This is a genomic window from Streptomyces sp. NPDC020898, assembly GCF_044333925.1.
GTDB lineage: Bacteria > Actinomycetota > Actinomycetes > Streptomycetales > Streptomycetaceae > Streptomyces.
This window is the reverse complement of sequence record NZ_JBIRRV010000005.1, coordinates 298,686-316,679: the sequence shown is the minus strand read 5'-3', so window position 1 is coordinate 316,679 and position 17,994 is coordinate 298,686. Positions and strand designations below refer to the sequence as shown.

Annotated in this window: 15 protein-coding genes and 1 pseudogene; 4 read left to right on the top strand and 12 right to left on the bottom strand. The window is 68.6% G+C overall.

The features are described from left to right. Positions 1–127 precede the first annotated feature (127 nt). On the bottom strand, positions 128–1,966 hold the full coding sequence (locus tag ACH4TV_RS18720; RefSeq protein ID WP_398399337.1) for an ABC transporter permease/substrate binding protein: 1,839 nt from the start codon (positions 1,964–1,966) through the stop codon (positions 128–130). Beyond that, complete coding sequence (locus tag ACH4TV_RS18715) at positions 1,959–3,047, bottom strand: glycine betaine/L-proline ABC transporter ATP-binding protein (protein ID WP_398399335.1); 1,089 nt, start codon at positions 3,045–3,047, stop codon at positions 1,959–1,961. The genes ACH4TV_RS18720 and ACH4TV_RS18715 overlap by 8 nt, the downstream gene beginning before the upstream one ends. 209 nt (positions 3,048–3,256) lie before the next feature. Here ACH4TV_RS18715 and ACH4TV_RS18710 point away from each other — a divergent pair, with 209 nt between their 5' ends. From ACH4TV_RS18710 to ACH4TV_RS18700, 3 genes are all read left to right on the top strand, one after another. Further along, complete coding sequence (locus ACH4TV_RS18710) at positions 3,257–4,186, top strand: 5'-3' exonuclease H3TH domain-containing protein (protein ID WP_398399761.1); 930 nt, start codon at positions 3,257–3,259, stop codon at positions 4,184–4,186. Between the two features lie 210 nt (positions 4,187–4,396). Further along, positions 4,397–5,245, top strand: coding sequence for a siderophore-interacting protein (locus ACH4TV_RS18705; protein ID WP_398399333.1), 849 nt, complete (start codon positions 4,397–4,399; stop codon positions 5,243–5,245). Between the two features lie 338 nt (positions 5,246–5,583). Next, on the top strand, positions 5,584–7,146 hold the full coding sequence (locus ACH4TV_RS18700; RefSeq protein ID WP_398399331.1) for an amino acid permease: 1,563 nt from the start codon (positions 5,584–5,586) through the stop codon (positions 7,144–7,146). Between the two features lie 537 nt (positions 7,147–7,683). Here ACH4TV_RS18700 and ACH4TV_RS18695 read toward each other — a convergent pair. The 5 genes and pseudogenes from ACH4TV_RS18695 to ACH4TV_RS18675 all read right to left on the bottom strand — a co-directional run. Beyond that, entirely contained in the window at positions 7,684–7,824 is a 141-nt protein-coding gene (locus ACH4TV_RS18695; RefSeq protein WP_398399329.1) for a hypothetical protein, read from the bottom strand. Positions 7,825–7,868: 44 nt separating this feature from the next. Continuing rightward, positions 7,869–9,245: a cytochrome P450 gene (locus ACH4TV_RS18690; protein WP_398399327.1), complete on the bottom strand. Its 1,377-nt coding sequence runs from the start codon at positions 9,243–9,245 to the stop codon at positions 7,869–7,871. 109 nt (positions 9,246–9,354) lie between these two features. Further along, positions 9,355–10,398, bottom strand: coding sequence for a hypothetical protein (locus ACH4TV_RS18685; protein ID WP_398399325.1), 1,044 nt, complete (start codon positions 10,396–10,398; stop codon positions 9,355–9,357). A gap of 351 nt (positions 10,399–10,749) precedes the next feature. Then, positions 10,750–11,133: a transposase gene (locus tag ACH4TV_RS18680; protein WP_398399323.1), complete on the bottom strand. Its 384-nt coding sequence runs from the start codon at positions 11,131–11,133 to the stop codon at positions 10,750–10,752. Between the two features lie 344 nt (positions 11,134–11,477). Then, positions 11,478–12,046 (bottom strand): annotated as a pseudogene (locus ACH4TV_RS18675) (GNAT family N-acetyltransferase); the annotation flags it as partial. Positions 12,047–12,184: 138 nt separating this feature from the next. On the opposite strand from ACH4TV_RS18675, the gene ACH4TV_RS18670 reads away from it, so the two are divergent. Next, positions 12,185–13,129: an RluA family pseudouridine synthase gene (locus tag ACH4TV_RS18670; RefSeq protein WP_398399321.1), complete on the top strand. Its 945-nt coding sequence runs from the start codon at positions 12,185–12,187 to the stop codon at positions 13,127–13,129. An 11-nt stretch (positions 13,130–13,140) separates the two neighbouring features. Here the strand turns inward: ACH4TV_RS18670 and ACH4TV_RS18665 are convergent, their stop codons facing one another. From ACH4TV_RS18665 to ACH4TV_RS18645, 5 genes are all read right to left on the bottom strand, one after another. After that, a complete protein-coding gene (locus ACH4TV_RS18665) occupies positions 13,141–14,607 on the bottom strand; it encodes a cytochrome P450 (protein WP_398399320.1) in 1,467 nt (488 codons plus the stop codon). 72 nt (positions 14,608–14,679) lie between these two features. Beyond that, positions 14,680–15,306: a GTP-binding protein gene (locus ACH4TV_RS18660; RefSeq protein ID WP_398399318.1), complete on the bottom strand. Its 627-nt coding sequence runs from the start codon at positions 15,304–15,306 to the stop codon at positions 14,680–14,682. Further along, the gene (locus ACH4TV_RS18655; RefSeq protein ID WP_398399316.1) at positions 15,287–15,766 is read right to left on the bottom strand and encodes a DUF742 domain-containing protein; all 480 of its coding nucleotides are present in this window, start codon (positions 15,764–15,766) and stop codon (positions 15,287–15,289) included. The genes ACH4TV_RS18660 and ACH4TV_RS18655 overlap by 20 nt, the downstream gene beginning before the upstream one ends. Then, a complete protein-coding gene (locus tag ACH4TV_RS18650) occupies positions 15,763–16,170 on the bottom strand; it encodes a roadblock/LC7 domain-containing protein (protein ID WP_398399313.1) in 408 nt (135 codons plus the stop codon). The genes ACH4TV_RS18655 and ACH4TV_RS18650 overlap by 4 nt, the downstream gene beginning before the upstream one ends. Further along, positions 16,167–17,843: a sensor histidine kinase gene (locus ACH4TV_RS18645; RefSeq protein WP_398399311.1), complete on the bottom strand. Its 1,677-nt coding sequence runs from the start codon at positions 17,841–17,843 to the stop codon at positions 16,167–16,169. Before ACH4TV_RS18645 ends, ACH4TV_RS18650 begins: the two co-directional genes overlap by 4 nt. Positions 17,844–17,994: the final 151 nt, after the last annotated feature.

The following is a 17,994-nucleotide window of genomic DNA, read 5'->3' as shown; positions in this document are numbered from 1 at the left end:
TTGTCCGGATCTTTTTCTTACGTGGAACGTGTCCGTCCGGGAACGCCGCGAGGGGTGGGCCCCACAGGAGGCACCCGCGCACACGCGCGTGCCTCCTGATGCGACCCACCCCTCCTGAGCGGCTCCCTCAGTTGTTCGATACCCCCTGGGCCGCGTTCCTCCCCTCCGAGCCGTCGATCGGCGCCCATTTCTCGGCGAGTCCGGGGTTCGCCTTCAGCCAGGTGCGGACGGCGTCCTGCTCCTTGCCCTTGCCCGACCGCTGGATCTGCGCCTCCAGACCGGTGAGCTGTCGCTCGGTCATGGAGAAGTTCTTCAGCCAGGTGCCGGCCTCGGGGTTGTCCGCGGCGAAGCCCTTGCGGGCGAGGGTGTGTACGCCGTCGCCCTCTCCCCAGGCGCCCTTGGGGTCCTTGAGCTTCGTCAGGTCGTAGTCGCTGTAGGCCCAGTGCGGCGACCAGAGGGTGACGACGACCGGTTCCTTCCTGGCGTACGCGCGCTTGAGTTCGGCGAGCATGGCCGGGGTGGAGCCGTCGACGACGTCGTACTCGCCGTCGAGGCCGTACTCCCCCAGGACCTTGTCCTTGAGGAGGCCCATCATTCCGGCGCTCGGTTCGATGCCGACGATCCGGCCGTTGAACTTCGACGACTGTCCCTTGAGGTCGGCGAGCGAGTCGACGCCCTTCACGTACGAGGGGACGGCCAGCTCCAGGGAGGTGGGGCCATACCACTTGCCGAGGTCTTCGAGCTGGTCGCCGTACTTCTTCCAGTACTCGGCGTGGGTGACGGGCAGCCAGGAATCCGTCTGGAAGTCGATCTGGCCGGTGGCGAGGCCGGTGTACAGCGGGCCGGCCGCGTACTGGGTGGTCGTGACGTCGAAGCCGCGCTCCTCCAGGAGCTCCTTCCACAGGAACGTCGTGGCGATGCCCTCGTCCCAGGGGATGTAGCCGATGGTGACCTTTTTGCCCCGGCCCACGTCCGTCGCGGTGGCCTGGGCCGGCTGCGAGGAAGAGCCGAAGATGCCGAGGCCGCCCGCGACGAGTGCCAGGACGACCACGCCGGCCAGCGCGATCGCCGGGCGGGGACGGTGGTTCCAGAGCTTCGGGGTGCCCGCGGTACGGGCTTTGGCGGCGGCGCGGCGGCCCAGCGGGGAGATCTGCGCGCCGAGGGCGCCGGTCATGCGGTCGAGGTAGATGGCGAGGACGACGATGCCGAGGCCCGCCTCGAAGCCGAGGCCGATGTCGAGCTGGCCGATGGCCTCGTTGACGGCGCCGCCGAGACCGCCGGTGCCGACCATGCCGGCGATGACGACCATCGACAGCCCGAGCATGATGACCTGGTTGACGCCCGCCATGATCGTCGGCAGCGCGAGCGGCAGCTGCACGCGCAGCAGCGTGTCGCGGGGCGGGGTGCCGAACGCCTCGGCGGCCTCGACGAGTTCGGCGTCGACCTGCCGGATCCCGAGTTCGGTCATGCGTACGCCCGGGGCGAGGGCGAAGATCAGGGTCGCGACGACTCCGGCAGGCACACCCATGCCGAAGAACAGGATCGCCGGGATCAGCAGCACCATCGACGGCATCGTCTGGAGCAGGTCCAGGACGGGGCGTACGACGGCGCTGACCGTCCTGGAGCGGGCCGCCCAGATGCCCAGCGGGAGCGAGATCACCAGGGCGATCAGGGTGGCGACGAGCACCAGGGAGAGTGTCGACATGGCCCGGTCCCACAGGGCCATCGAGTCGATGAGCGCGAATCCGGCGAAGGCGAGGACGCCCGCGACCAGGCCGCGCAGCCACCAGGCGGCCACCGCGAGGATGCCGGCCAGGAGGAGCGGCTCGGGGGCGGTGAGCACCGCGTCGATGCCGTCGTACAGGCCCTCCACGACCGCCTTGATGGCGTCGAAGAGCCAGGACATGTGGTCGACGAGCCAGCTGACGCCGTCGTCGACCCAGTCGCCGAGCTGGAGCCTAGGCACCGGCGGTCACCTTCCCGTCCCGGGCGTCGCGCGGGCTGTCGCAGGGCGCGGGGTCCCCCTGCTGGTCGCCGAGGATGCCGACGAGCCGCTGTCTCGGGACGACGCCGACCAGTTCGTGGTCCGCGGTGAGCACCGCGACCGGGTGGGACAGGCGGGCACTCAGCGCGCACAGTTCGGTGAACGGCGTGTCGGGCGTCGCGGTCGCGCAGCCGCAGTCGGCCTCGTCGCCGCGTGTCTGCGGGTCCATGACGGCGGCCGCGGTGAGCACGCGGGAGCGGTCGACGTCCTTGGTGAACGAGGCCACGTAGTCGTTGGCGGGGCGGACGAGGATGTCCTGCGCGGTGCCGGTCTGGACGATGCGGCCGTCGCGCATGACGGCGATGCGGTCGCCCAGGCGCATGGCCTCGTTGAGGTCGTGGGTGATGAACACGATGGTCTTCTTGAGGGTCTGCTGGAGTTCCAGGAGCTGGTCCTGCATGTCACGGCGGATCAGCGGGTCGAGCGCGCTGAACGACTCGTCCATGAGCAGCAGGTCGGCGTCGGTGGCGAGCGCCCGGGCCAGGCCCACGCGCTGCTGCATACCGCCGGACAGCTCGTCGGGCCACGAGTCCTCCCAGCCGGCCAGGCCACACAGGGCGAGCGCCTCGTCGGCGCGGCGCTCGCGCTCGGCGCGGGGCACGCCCTGCACGCTCAGGCCGTACGCGGCGTTCTCGCGGACGCTGCGGTGCGGGAAGAGTGCGAAGTGCTGGAAGACCATGCTGATCCTGCTCGCCCGGACCTCGCGCAGTTCGCGGTCGCCGAGTGCGGTCAGGTCCTGGCCGTCGAAGCGGATGTGTCCGGCAGTGGGTTCCAGCAGGCCGTTGAGCATGCGCAGCAGCGTGGACTTGCCCGAGCCGGACAGGCCCATGACGACGAAGATCTCGCCCGGTTCCACGGCGAAGGACGCGTCGATGACGGCCGCGGTCGTGCCGTCGTCGCGCAGTTCCTCGCGGTCGGCTCCCTGTTCGAGCCGTTTCACCGCGTCCTCGGGTCGTCTGCCGAACACCTTGTACAGATGCTCGGCCTCAAGCCTGGATGACAAGGGTGCTCCTCGGTCGTGCTCCTCGGTTGCCACGGTTGCGCGAACAACCGGGCTCGTTCCTGGTCGCGCCTGCCCCTGCCCGACATGGGCAAACGGTCGAGTGGGCCAGTTCACAAGGCCTTCGCAGATGGAACGGCGGGGCCCTTGCGCGGGCCCGCCGGGGCGACGGAAGGCGGCGCGCGGGGTGGCTGTCAGTGGTGTACGGCATGATGCGAGGCGTGACCGGACGACTGATGCTTCTCGACACCGCCTCGCTCTATTTCCGCGCCTATTTCGGCGTCCCGGATTCCGTGAGGGCTCCGGACGGCACGCCGGTGAACGCCGTGCGCGGGCTGCTCGAATTCATCGACCGGCTGGTCAGGGACCACCACCCGGATCACCTGGTGGCGTGCATGGACGCGGACTGGCGTCCGCAGTGGCGGGTCGACCTGATCCCCTCGTACAAGGCCCACCGCGTCGCCGAGGAGCGCGAGGTCGGTCCGGACGAGGAGGAGGTGCCGGACACGCTGTCGCCCCAGGTGCCGGTCATCGAGGCGGTCCTGGACGCGGTCGGGATCGCGCGCGTGGGCGTCTCGGGGTACGAGGCGGACGATGTGATCGGTACCTTCACGGGCCGCGCCGACGGCCCGGTCGACATCGTCACCGGCGACCGGGACCTGTACCAGCTGGTCGACGACGCGCGGGGGGTGCGTGTGCTGTACCCGCTGAAGGGCGTGGGCAGCCTGCAACTGACCGACGAGGCGTGGCTGCGCGAGCGGTATGGGGTGGACGGGAAGGGGTACGCGGATCTGGCGCTGCTGCGCGGCGACCCGAGCGACGGGTTGCCGGGCGTGCCGGGCATCGGCGAGAAGACGGCCGCGAAGCTGCTGGCCGAGTTCGGCGACCTGGCCGGGATCATGGCCGCGGTCGACGACCCGAAGGCGAAGCTGACGCCGTCGCAGCGGAAACGGCTCGACGAGTCACGGCCGTACGTCGAGGTCGCGCCCAAGGTCGTCCTGGTCGCCGGCGATGTCCCGCTGCCGGACGTCAATACGGCGGTGCCGCGTACTCCTCGCGACCCCGCGGCGCTCGAAGCGCTCGCCGCCCGCTGGGGACTTGGGGGTTCGTTGGAGAGATTGCTCACGACACTCGGAAGCTGAGGCACCGTTTCTCCGGCGCGAGGCACGATGTACTCGTGCCTCACCACCAGGCACGACACCCTCGCCCGGAGAGAACGACATCCTCGCCACAGAGAACGCCGCTCTCGTTTTGAGACATGGCCACGAAACCAATTGCCTCGGGTAACAGGGATTTCCCAGGGAGAGATGCTAACTTAGGTAAGCCTAAGCAAAGGTAACAGGGAGGCCGTCATGGCAGAGCGCCCGGAACGCAGGGCTCCGAAGACCCACTCCGCACAAGTCGTCCGCACCGAGCGGCTGACCCCGCACATGCAGCGCGTGGTGCTGGGCGGCGACGGCCTCGCCGAGTTCTCGGCAGGCACCCGAACGGACCACTATGTGAAGCTGCTGTTCCCGGCCGAGGGCGTCACCTACCCGCAGCCCTTCGACATGCAGCGCATCCGCGAGGAGTTCCCGCGCGAGCAGTGGCCGGTGACCCGGACCTACACGGTGCGCGCCTGGGACCCCGAACTGCGTGAGCTGACCCTCGACTTCGTCCTGCACGGCGACGAGGGCCTGGCCGGCCCATGGGCGATGCGCGTCCGGCCGGGCGACACGGTGGCCTTCGGCGGCCCCGGCGGCGCCTACGCGCCCAACCCCGACGCCGACTGGCATCTGCTCGTCGGCGACGAGAGCGCGCTGCCCGCGATCGCCTGCACCCTGGAGGCCCTCCCCGACGGCGCCAAGGCGCGCGCGTTCGTGGAGATCGCCGGCCCCGAGGAGGAGCAGAAGATCAACTCCGACGTGGAGGTCGTCTGGCTGCACCGCGGCGAACGCCCCCTGGGCCAGGCCCTCATCGAGGCCGTACGCGCCCTGGAGTTCCCCGCGGGCCGGGTACACGCCTTCGTGCACGGCGAGGCCGCCTTCGTGAAGGACCTGCGCCGGCTGCTGCGGGTGGAGCTCGAGATCCCCCGCGAGGACCTCTCGATCTCCGGCTACTGGCGTCTCGGCCACAACGAGGACGGCTGGCAGGCGTCCAAGCCGGAGTGGAACGCACAGGTGGAGGCAGAGCAGGAGGCCGCCGCACCGACAGCCGACTGAGATTCCGGGGCCCGTAGAGCGCTCCGCGTGACGCGCGGAGCGGAAACTACGGGTCCACGGTGCCCAGCTCCATCGAACTCCCCGCCACCATCGCCCAGTTGGGCGGGTCGAGGCCGGTCGCGCGCACCCCGGGAGACATCTGCGCGATGTCTCGAAGGCGCCGTTCGAACACCCTTTCCGAGCAATATCATCCCGGCGAGCCTCGTCGCATTGCCGGGTCGCCGTCGGCACGTGAGGACTTGGGCCCCGCCTCGACACGGCCGCGACATCCCTGCGAAACAGCGCATCCCTAATTTCTGTCACCCGACAGGAATACCGCGCCGAAGGCAGGTGCCGCCGTGACCACGACCGCTCCCTCCGACCTACGTCCCGATCCGCAGGAGCCGTCCGCCGACGGCTCCCTGGCCGAGTTCGGCTACCGCCAGGAGCTGCACCGCAGCCTCGGCCGGTACGCCTCGTTCGCCGCCGGATTCTCCTTCATCTCCGTCCTGACGACCGTCTTCCAGTTCTTCGCCTTCGGGTACGCGTTCGGCGGCCCCGTCTTCTTCTGGGCCTGGCCGGCCGTGCTGATCGGCCAGTTGCTGGTCGCCGCGTGCTTCGCGGAACTGGCCGCTCGCTATCCGATCTCGGGCGCGATCTACCAGTGGTCGTCCCGGCTCTCCAACCTCACCTTCGGCTGGTTCGCCGGCTGGATCATGGTGATCGGGCAGATCGTGGTGGTCGCCGCGGCGGCGCTCGCACTCCAGGTCGTCATGCCCGCGATCTGGTCCGGTTTCCAGCTGGTCGGCGACGACCCGGCCCCGACGTCGGCGAGCGGCGCGGCCAACGCGGCGATCCTCGGCGTGATCCTGCTGGCCCTGACGACCTTCGTGAACGTCATCGACAACCGCGTGATGTCACTGATCAACCGCGTCGGCGTGACCGCCGAGATCATCGGCGCCGTCCTGATCATCGTCCTTCTGTTCACCCACTCCGAGCGCACTCCCGGCATCACCTTCCACACCGGTACGGCGCTGGAGCCAGGCCTGTTGGGTGCGCTGCTGGTGGGCTCGTTCACGGCGGCGTACGTGATGATCGGGTTCGACAGCGCGGGCGAGATGAGCGAGGAGACACGCGACCCCCGGCGTACCGCGCCCCGTACGATCCTCGCCGCGCTCGCCTCCGCGGGCCTGCTGGGCGGGCTGATCATCCTCGCCGGCCTGCTCGCCGCCCCGAGCCTCACCGACGGCAGGCTCAGCGTCGAGGGCCTGAGTTACGTCCTGACGAGCAGCCTCGGTGACGGCGTGGGCCGCGCCCTGCTGGCCGACGTGGTCGTGGCCATCACGGTGGCGACCCTCGCGATCCAGACGTCGGCCTGCCGGATGCTGTTCTCGATGGCCCGCGACGGCCAGCTGCCGTTCTCGGCCCGCCTCGCCAAGGTCAACCCGCGCACGGGCATGCCGGGCGCCCCGGCCCTCGTCGTCGGCGTCCTGGCGGCGGCCCTTCTCCTCCTCAACTTCGCGTCCCCGGAGGCGTTCCTGGCCATCGGCACCACGTGCATCGTGATGCTGTACCTGGCGTACGCGATGGTCACCGGCCCGATGCTGGTCCAGCGCCTGCGCGGCACGTTCCACGCGGACGGCACGGACGAGACGGGCAAGCCCCTCTTCTCGCTGGGCCGCTGGGGCATCCCCGTCAACGCCCTCGCCCTGCTCTACGGCCTCTTCATGACCGTCAACCTGGCCTGGCCGCGAGCGGCGGTGTACGACCCGGCGGGCGGGCACTGGTACTTCCAGTGGTTCACGGTGTTGTTCTTGGGGGTCACGGTGGGACTGGGGTGCCTGTATCGGTGGCAGAGGGCATATCGAGGGCACATCGCGGAGGAAGGGGCACCGCCGGCAGTGCCCTCAGAATCCAGCTGATCGCCGTCGCCGTCGTGTCCGCGCTTACCACCGGGAGGAACCCCAGCACCAACTCGATCACGGCTGCCGTCATGTCCGTCGGTTCCGCCGAGTGGTTGCACAGCGTGAGCGGAATCGTTGGTTCGCTCGGTTCCGGAGGCGTCGATGGCGACGTAGCGGACCTGCTCGCGTGAGGCGGCGGGCCGGGTGCTCAGCCAGTCGGCGACCGACGCTGCGTTGCGGCCCTCGACCTGGCCGAACAGTCCGCGTCCGCCGATCGCGTCGACGAAGCCGATGTGCCAGGCATCCGCGACAAGCTCCCACTTCTACGTGTCCGAGTCAGGCTTCCACACCGGTTGGACCCGTCGGGTCTCGTCGATCCCGATCGACTCGGTCACCGGCGGCTCCTTGGGCAGCACTGCTTCGCGGCGCAGTCTTCGAAGCAGTGCTGCACGATCGGCCAGGACAGGCCCAGATCCCGGTCGTACGCAACCGCGTGGGCACCTGGCCTATGGACTCGGTGAACGAGCGGCGGTCACTGTCGCGTTCGGCGCACTGTCAGCGTGCCTTGCGCCCGCCGATGCTCACCGGGCGCCCGCCGCAGGACAGGCGCCCGGGGGCGGTGGGGAGGTAGTCCTTCAGCCGGGTGGAGAAAACCCCGCACGACGGGTAGGCCCCCGCGGACTCTTCGTTCGTCACGACGTACACCGCCGATCCGCCTGCCTGGTCATCCTTGACCTGCGTCACACTCGCCCCCGCACCCCCACTGAATTCGAAGACCCGTCATGGGTGGACCGCGATGCTGCAGTCATCAGCAGTCCTTGCGGATTTATGACAGTCCGGACTCCGGCACGCACCTTGGCTCCAGGAACAGGGCTGAGTTTCCACCTGGATGCGATGGCGGCCAGTGCGAGAACGGCTTGCATCATGCCGAAATTGTCCCCGATACATTTGCGGGGACCTCCGCCGAAAGGAATGAACGTTGCCCTCTCCGCCTCGGTCCGCAGCGTATCGTTCCAGCGGCTCGGGTCGAAGACGTCTGGCGCGGAAAAATTTGCGGGCTGATGATGTACGAGGTAGGGGCTGCAGATAATCGTCGTCCCCATCCCTATCTCGTAGCCGCCCAAATCTGTTTGGGTGGTGGTCACGCGAGTGAAAAGACTGCCGGGGGGGTAAATTCGTAGGGTTTCCGTGATGATGTTTCGGGTGTATGCCAGGTCGGCCAGAAAACCGACAGTAGCCGACGCCCCGGCCAGCACGGCGTCCACTTCTCTGTGCAGTGCGCCTTCGATGTCTGGCTGAGCGGCTATGAGATGCAGAGACCAGGCTAGTGTCGCTGCGGTGGATTCCATGCCGGCGAAGAAGAAAATCATTGCCTGGTCGACCACCTCGTCGTCCGTCAGCCTCTCTCCCTCTTGCGATGTCTCAAGGAGCGCTCCCAGGAGGTCCTTGTGGGAAGTAGCCCCGGTGCGACGCGTATGGATGGCTGCGGTCAGCGCTTGACGGACGCGGGCTCGCGCAGCGCGGTAGCTCCGGTTGCCGGGAGTGGGGAGTTTCGCCATGGCCGGTGGCAGAAACATTCTCCGGTAACTGCCGCGGGACAGTGTTCCGAAGTCCCGAAGCATTGCGGAAAGCTCATGTTCCGTGAAGGTCTGGCCCAGTATCGAGGCGACGATGGTCCGCGCAGTGACCTCCTGCATCTCCGCGAGGACGTCGATGGTTTGTCCGTCCACCCATCCATTGATGGTCGAGTAGATCACCTCAGTCATCGTGTCGGCATATTGGGCTAGGCTTCCGCGGTTGAAGACTGGTTGAATCAAGCGGCGTTGACGTCGATGGGATGAATGCGGGCACAAGGCCAGCCCGTTGCCGAATCCCTCCCTGACCCGGTCATACAGCAGGCCGCCCTTGTCGAACACTTTGTCGTTGAGCAGGACTTGACGTGTCAGTTGTGCGTCGCACACGACCAGGGCCACCATGGGGCCGATTCGGACCTGTACCAGCGTGCCGTGCGAAGCCAGCGAGCTGAGGAACGGCAGCGGGGAACGCAACAGGGACGGCGCGTGGCCGATCAGCGGAAAGGATCCTGGCGCCCGAGGAATGCCGGCCCGGTTAGTCATGTGTTCCTCCCTGGGGTGTGAACAGCTGAAGTTCGGACCTGCCTGAACCAGAGACCCGCGCCCCGGCTCTCTCTGCGCGTCGGCTAGGGATCTCTGGGGCTGCGAGGGATCAGAGGTGCACGGCGCGGGGCATCGCGGCGAAGCGTCGGCTCGTCTTGTGGAATTCCAGGCTTCCACTCACCCAATTCCTGAGATTAGCGATATAACTCCTTCCCTCCGTGCTGAGGTGTCGGGCGATACGCTTCTCGGTGCGCAGGAACGTGGCCAATTCGTCGTCGCGCCGCTTTCGGGTGTAGGTGATAGCCACAGCGGTCTCGCACTGCTGTTGCTGTGCCACTGCGGTGATGAGGTTGGCAAACGCCGAGTGGTCTCCCTGCTCTTTCCAGTAGGAGAACAGGTCATTGTCCCAGGCGATAATTCGGTTGGCGGAGCGGGAGAGCTGCTCCACGTCCGGATGGGCGCGTTCTTCTTCAGACAGGTGGTAGCGGTTGAGTAAGGGTAAGAGCGCGAAGCAGGTCAGACAGCCGGAAGCTGACTCACGCATCGTGATGTAGTCGTCCAGAGCGGGAGTCTGTCCGGTGGCGCGGTACATGGATTCCCACAGTTGCCCGTTCAGGTAGTCACGGACTGCTTCCGCCCAGCGGACGAGTTGGGCGGGCGTCGCATGTTCGGCGATACGGCACCGCAGGTCGAACAGAGCACGCGCGTAGTTCTCTTCGGGCTCCTCGCCCGGCGCGAAGCCCGTCACGGATCGCTTGAGTCGCAGTGTCAGATGGGCCATGTCCCACGCCTGGGCACCAGTGAACGCTTCATCGCACACACCGTCGTCAAAGGCGTACAGCCATACGTACCAGTCCCCGGCAAGCCGGAGGAGGTGGGGGTCCGTGTGCGGATTGGTCAGACCGAGCAGCGCCCCGATGTTGCATTTCTCCAGCCACCGACGCCGTTCGCCAGTCAGTAGCCCGTGCTCCTGCATCCACTGCACAGACGCGGCGAAGACGTCACGAGCCCAGGTGTTCTCCCGCACCACAAAGGGTGTGGTCAGGCTGTCCTGAGTGCCACGGAGGTGAGCGTGAACGCGATCCGTTACCCCGTCCCGCAAATCCCCTCTCGCGGCGGGGCGTATGCACGCGCCCATCGCGTTCTTGTCCATGCTGAGCACCTCTTTCTGATCGGCTTCTTCCTCGCGAGATGTGCTGCGCCGCCTTGCCGCGCACGGGCTCTCGAGGTAACCCGGGGAAACTCCCCGGACGACAACAGGTGCACCCGGCAATCCGGCAAACCAGTGGCGATGCGGGGGCGCAGTGCAGCAGCATCGGCCGCAGTAGATTCCCGGACGGGAAGAGCATGTGGCCAGCCACATCGCCGACGGATGGCCCCGATTCCCACAGCAGAGTCAACCGGCGGAGCTCGGCCTCAGCAGGCCGGGGCAGCGCATCCTCCAGGCCGGCGTGAGACCACCGTGGTGCGGCAGACGCCGGGGCAGCAGATGGGGACTTCGAATTCAGTGGGGGCGTGCCTCCCGTCGGTTCCGTCGGGTGGTTGCACAGCGTGAGCAGAGGCGTTGGTTCGCTCGGTTCCGGAAGTCGAAGGCGTTACGTGCTGCGAGCTTGATGAGGCAGTTGTTGCCCTCCGCGGCGGCCTTGGTGATGCCGGTGGTCAAGTAGGTCTCGAGGCCGTTCCACCACTGCTCGACGGTCTCGCCGAGGTGAGGAGTTCGGGCAGGTGAGCGTGGTCGGCGACATGGGCGAAGAAGCGGTGGCGGGCGGCGGAGATCGCGGAGCGGTCGGGGGTGACGTGCCTGCGGGTGACGGTCAGGACCAGGAGGTCGCGCAGGAGTTCCTTGCCCTGCCACGCTGCGCGGATCGGCCGGCCGGCCGTAGGTCATGTCCGTTTGGGCTGTTGGCGTGCCCGGGCACGGGCGCGCGCCAAGAGGGCCGAGGCAGTGGCGGCCGCGGTGGGCGATAACGGGACGCGTGGCACCACGGGCTGCCCCTTCCACGGTGGCGCGAACAGACGCGCCACCTTCGGCGATACACCCTCTATCACATCGCAGTTCGGTGCAGACCGGAAGTGGCCGCCGTTGATTCAAGCGTGAATGTGTTGCACTCACATTTGAGCAGTCGCCCGATCAGGACGCGCGCCCCCTCTGCGATCGGGGTCTGAGCGGCGGCCGAGCTGAGTCAGAGACCGGAACAGCTCGCTACGCGCGCGTAGCGTCAGTCGCTCTGCACGCGCGTCCAGGTGCATGTCGCGCCGGACGTCCGGATGGAGGAGGGCCCGGCGCTTGGTGCCCTCCAAAGCGAAGCCGGATTTCGTGGCCACCCGGCAGGACGCCTCGTTGCGGACGGCGTGGAGGAGTTCGAGGCGGTGGAAGCCGATCTCGTCGAGGGTCCAGCGAGTCGGGATCGCCGTCGCACTCGGGGCGACACCCTGGCCCCGAGCCCACAGCGCGGTCCATGTCCCGTAGGCGAGTTCGGCGCAGCCGGCGGCAAGCACGATGCCCGCAGCGCCGCACGCCCCAGCAGCCGGTCGGTGTCCGCGTCGGTGACGGCCCACCGTGCGTTGTCCTCGCCCGACCAGGCCTTGAGCCACCCGCCGAGCCAACCGCGCACCTCGCTCTCCGACTCGGACCGTCGGATGTGCCACCGGTTCAGGAGCGGGTCCTCGAAGGCCTTGCGGACCATGGGCAGGAGCGGGCCGTCACCGGTGGCCAGGGTGTGCTGTGGGCGCTGGGCAAATGTTCGGGCAAATGTTCCGGCGGGCAGGACTGCGCTGGTGAGGAAAGGCACGGCCCGCATTCTGCCAACGGAGCGCGGGCGGGCACACCGTATCTGTACCGGCCTCGGTCCGTGGAAGTCCGGCTTTCTACCGACCCGAGAACAAGGCCGACCGGCTCGCACCTCCGCTGTCAGTGCCCCCTCGTAAGCTTGATCGCGATGAGACGCAGAAGCCCGATTCCCCCCTCCCCCCTGCCGCAGCGCGACGGGGTCGATCCGGTGCGGGTGCAGCTGCCGCAGGGGGCGGAATGGGCGACCGTGCGTGATCATCTGGTGGAGCGACTCGCGGCCGGAGCGGGGGTGATCGACGGGATGCTGGACGCAGGGCTGATCGTGGACGCCGACGGGCGTGCCGTACCGCGTGACATGGCGTACGTGCCGGGCATGTTCGTGTGGTTCCACCGGGAACTGCCCTGCGAGGTGCCGGTGCCGTTCGCGCTGAACGTCGTGTACCGCGACGAGCACGTCGTCGTCGTCGACAAGCCGCACTTCCTGGCCACGACACCGCGCGGCAGCCATGTCACGGAGACCGCGCTTGCGCGGCTTCGCCGGGAGCTGGGCCTGCCCACGCTCGGCGCCGCCCACCGCCTGGACCGGCTCACCGCCGGGCTGGTCCTGTTCACTGTGCGCCCCGCGGAGCGCGGCGCGTACCAGTCGCTGTTCCGCGACCGGCTCATCGCCAAGGAATACGAGGCAGTCGCCCTGCACGATCCGTCGCTCGCACTGCCGCGCACCGTGCGCAGCCGGATCGTCAAGGAGCGTGGGGTCATGGCGGCGCGCGAGGTCGAGGGCGAGCCCAATGCCGTCAGCGACGTGGAGTTGCTGGAACAACGGGACGACGGGCTGGCTCGCTATCGACTGAGACCCCGCACCGGGCAGACGCACCAGCTCCGGGTGCACATGAGCACCTTGGGGGTGCCGATCCTCGGCGATCCCCTCTATCCCGTGGTGACCGGCCCCGTGGCGGACGGTGACTTCCGGCGCCCGCTCCAACTGCTGGCGCGGGTCCTGGAGTTCACCGATCCGGTCACGGGGCGCGAGCACCGGATAGTCAGCCCGCGTGTGCTACGGGCCTGGTCGTCGTACGAGGAGTGGGCCGAGTAGCCCCGGTCGGCTCAGTCGCCGCGCCACCAGCGCAGGAGGCGCCGGAACACGCCCGGCCGACGGGCCGGTTCGGGCATCGCCGCCGGCGTCGGAGCAGCGGGCTCCTGAGCTGTGCACTGTGGCTGCGGCGTGCTGACCTGCCAGTTGTTCGGGCGCTGCGGCGGCACCGGGTTGCTGGAGGGCCGCTGCATGACGTCCTGCTGGGGCTTCGGCGCGAACTTCACCGGCAGTTCCACGAGGTGCCGGTTCAAGATGGACGTCCGCCAGTGCAGTTCGTACTCCTCGCCGGCGAGTTGGACGTCCGGGAGGCGGGTCAGCAGCGCGTCGACACCCACGTCGGCGATGGCGCGGCCGATGTCCTGGCCCGGGCACTCGTGGGGACCGCCACTGAAGGCGAGGTGGGAGCGGTTGCCCTGCATGTTGGCCTTGAGGTCGGGGCGCACGCGTGGGTCGACGTTGCCCGGGGCGATGCCCAGGAGGAGACCGTCACCCTTGCGGATGTGCTGACCGCCGAGCTCGGTGTCCTGCTTGGCGAAGTAGCCCAGCATGGCGCTGAACGGCGGCTCGTCCCACAGGGACTGCTCGACGGCCTGGGGCACCGTCATCTGGCCGCCGTTGAGCCGGGCGCGGAACCCCGGGTCGGTGAGCACCACCCGCAGCACGTTGGCAAGGAGGTTGGCGGTGGCCTCGTACGAGGTGATCATGACCACGCGCAGGTGCTGGCCGATCTCCTCGTCGTTGAGCCCCGCCGGGTGGTTGATCAGATGGCTGGTGAAGTCGTCCTTGGGTTCGGCCCGGCGGCGGACGGTGAGCCGCATCAGGGCGTCCATGATGTAGGCGTTGCTGGCGATTGAGGTCTCGGTGCCCTTGAGCAGGTCGCGGGCGGCCTGCACGATCTGGTCGTTGTACTCGTCGGGCATGCCCAGAACCTCGCACATCACCGCCATCGGCAGGTGCTCGGCGAACTGGCCGACCAGATCGGCCCTGCCCTCCTCGCAGAACTTGTTGACGAGGTGCTGGGTCGCGCGGTTGATGTGGCGGCGGATGCCCCGGTGGTCGATGGTCGACATGGCGCCGGTGACCGCGCCGCGCAGCCGCAGGTGCTCGTCGCCTTCGGCGTGGCAGCAGATGGGCTGCCAGGCGACGATCGGCATGAGCGGGTGATCGGGCTTGATCGTGCCGTCCTGCAGGGCAGCCCACAACCGGGTGTCACGGCTGAACTGCGAAGGCGTGCGCACCATGTGCATGTTCTCGCCGTGGCCGAGCACCACCCAGATCGGCACATCGTCGTGGAGCAACGCAGGGGCCACCGCGCCGTGTTCGGCGCGGAGTTTCTCGTACACGGCTCCCAGGTCCTCCGCCTCGGGGCCGTAGAGCCGACGCAGCCCGCCGGGGCCCGTGCCGTGGGCGGGGCAGCCGGGGGGTGGGCCGAGGGCCGTGTCGTCCGTACCGGTCAGGGAGTGGGGCTCAGGCGTCACAGTGATCGCTCCGAAACTGAAGTGGATCCGATGTCGGATGAGTTGATGGTGTGCCGGGTGGGAACCGCGCGTTCAGACAGACGTTTTCGCCTTCGCCATCTCCAGGGAATGCAGAAAGCGCATCAGCGTCATGAGCGTGTCCCTGCTGGAAGCCCGCCGCCGTGCGTCGCACTCCACGATCGGGATCTCCGGGGCCAGGTCGAGAGCCGCGCGCAGGTCCTCGACCGGGTAACGGGGCGCGTCCGGAAAGGAGTTGACGGCGATGACGAAAGGGACGCCGCACTCCTCCAGTCGCCCTATGACGTCGAAGCTGACTTCCAGGCGCCGGGTGTCGATCAGGACGACCGCGCCGAGGGCGCCTTCGAACAGGCCGTTCCACAGGAACCAGAAGCGCTCCTGGCCCGGGGTGCCGAACAGGTACAGCACCAGCTGGTCGGTGATGCTGATCCGGCCGAAGTCCATGGCCACGGTGGTGGCCGTCTTGGACTCGGAGCCGTAGTTGTCGTCGACGCCGATGCCGGCCTGCGTCATGGTCTCTTCGGTGGTCAGCGGCCTGATCTCGCTGACCGAGCCGACCATGGTCGTCTTGCCGACGCCGAAACCGCCCACGATCACGATCTTCACCGCGGACTCGACGGACTGCGACAGGCGGTCCTCGGTCCGTGGACCCGTGATGGTGTCAGAGCTTTTGAAGTCCATGCATCACCGCTTCGAGGAGGGAACGGTCTGCGAGCGACTGGCTGATGAGCGGGTCGCGCGCCTGTACCAGTTCGGCCGTCAGCAGCTCGGTGAGCAGGACGGTCACCACGCTGAACGGCAGGCTGAGATAGGCCGAGAGCTCGGCCACGGACAGGGGGGCCTGGCAGAGCCGGAGCAGCGCCGACTGCTCCGGTGGGGCGGACGGCGGGGGCTCGGCGCACGCCACGATTAACGTGACGAGGTCGAGGGAGGCGCGGTCGCCGCCCTGGGCGACGCCGGTGAGCACATAGAACCGTTCGGGGTTCTTCCGCTCCCCCTCGGTGCCCTCGGTGCTCTGCGCCGGGCCCGCCGCGCTCTCCGGGTCTGTCCCGCCCTCCGTACCGGCCACGCTCCGGTGGAGCGGTTCCGGTGGGGGCTCCTGCCTGATCGGGTAGCGCCGACGGCGCTGCGGAGGAGTCATACGGTCTGCCCGTTCCGCCGGGGCGGACTGGTGAGGTGCTCACCGATCCGGACGACCAGGTCGCGCATGTGGTTGCTCATGTTGCCGGGTTCGGCGACCACGTTGGCGAGGACCGCGAGGTAGGCGTTGGGACCGGCGGCCATCAGGTAGAAGTAGCCGCCGGTGACCTCGATGATGACCATGCGCATGGTGCCGTCGCTGTCCGGAATTTCGTGCGCGACGGCGCCCGCAAGGCTCTGCAGCCCCGCGCAGGCGGCGGCGACACGGTCGGCGGCGTCGGGATCGCCGCCGTAGCGGGCGATGCGCAGGCCGTCGGCGGAGAGCACCACGATCTGCTGGACACCCGGTACTCCGTCGGCGAGCGCCTTGAGCATCCAGTCGAAGTTGGCTCGCTGCGAGATCACTTGAGGTCCCCCTCGTCGTCGGCCTCAGCGTGGGCCGGCTGCTGGTTGGTCGCGCTGGACGCGCTCGGTTCTTCCCGGTGGCCGCCGAAGGCCTCGCTGTCGTCCGGGTGGCCGGAGAGCGTCGTCGGGTCGTCGGGGTTCCGGGTGAAGGCCGTGGGGTCCGGGTCGCCCTTGAGGCCCTCCATGAACGCCTCGACCCACAGGCCAGGCAGGGGCTCGTCGTCCTTCTTCGGCTTCTCGGGCTCCCACAGTTTCCGGAGCTCCGGATTGGCCTCCATCTCGGCCTCGGCGGCCCTGGAGCGGGCGTACCGCTCGCTGAGCGGGGTCTTGACCCGGCTGCGGCGCTGCGGCAGGCCGTTGTCGGTCCACTCGGTGACGACCGGGACGTCGTCCTCCATGGAGACGCTCGCCGGGATGCGCGGGCCCGTGGTGGGGCGGCGCCTCTTGGGCGGGCGCTTGGGGCCTTCCAGCGCACCGAGTTCGATCTTGGGCGCGCCGGTGGAGCCGATGCCGTGGGCGAGTCCGGGGGCCGGGTCGCTGGTGAGCATGTCGCTCGGTACCACCAGGACGGCGCGGACACCGCCGTACGCGGACTGCCTGAGCGAGATCTGCATGTCGTACGACTCGCAGAGGCGTCCCACGACCGCCAGGCCGAGGCGCGGGGCCTCGCCGAGGTCGTTGAGGTCGAAGCCGGCCTGGGCGCGGGCGATCATGTCCTCGGCGCGCGCTCGCGACTCCTCGCTGAGGCTGACGCCGGCGTCCTCGATCTCGATGGCGATGCCGGTCTGCACCTCGGTCGCGGTGACGTGGACCTTGGTGTGGGGCGGCGAGTAGCGCGTGGCGTTGTCGAGGAGTTCGGCCGCCGCGTGGATGAGCGGCTCGACGGAGTTGCCGTCGACGTTGACCTTCGCGATGGAGCTCAGATCGATGCGGCGGTACTCCAGGATCCGGGACATCGCACCGCGCAGCACGCTGTACAGCGCGACGGGCTGGGGCCACTGGCGTCCGGGCCTGCCACCGCCGAGCACGGAGATGGAGTCGGCGAGACGGCCGATCAGCGCGGTGCCGTGGTCGATGCGCAGGAGGTCGTCGAAGACCTCGGGGTTGCGGCCGTGGTCCTCCTCCATCTCCCGGAGTTCGTTGGCCTGTTGGTGGACGATCGCCTGAACGCGCCGGGCGATGCTGACGAACGCGCGCTGGGAGCCGTCCCGCATGGACTGCTCGCGGTCGATGATCTCCATGACCTGCTGGAGCAGATTGCGCTGCGGCACCGGAAGTTCGCGGTACGTGGAGTCCGGCAGACCCAGTCGGCGAATCACCTCTGCGGGTGAACCGGCGCTACGCAGCGTGTGGAGCGCGTACGGCAGGACTTCCTTGCCGAACCGGTCGAAGTCCTCGTCGTGGGCGGCGAGGCGCCGCTCCAGATACGCGGTGTGACGGGTGTGCTCGGCCCGCAGGCTGCGGACGGTCCGGCCGCGGCGGACCGCTTCGGCGGCCACCACGACGACCAGGATCGTGGCGACGGCTCCGCACCAGCCGACGGCGGCCCGGGCCGGCCCCGCCACCAGGGCGACGGCGGCTCCGGTCGCCCCGGCCATTGCTATGGCCGGCATCAACAGCACGCGCGCGTAGGGAAGTTCACGGCCACCGGGAGGCGATTGAAGACTCACCATGTATGCCCTCTGAGACAGGTCGGCTGGGGGTTGGGGGAGCTTGCTGTGGGGTACGTCTGGGGATTGTCTGGATCTTCGGTATTTTTGGGAACAAGCGCACGAATACACCTCAACTCGGTGCGCTGCGGGCGAGCTTAGTCCGACCGGATCA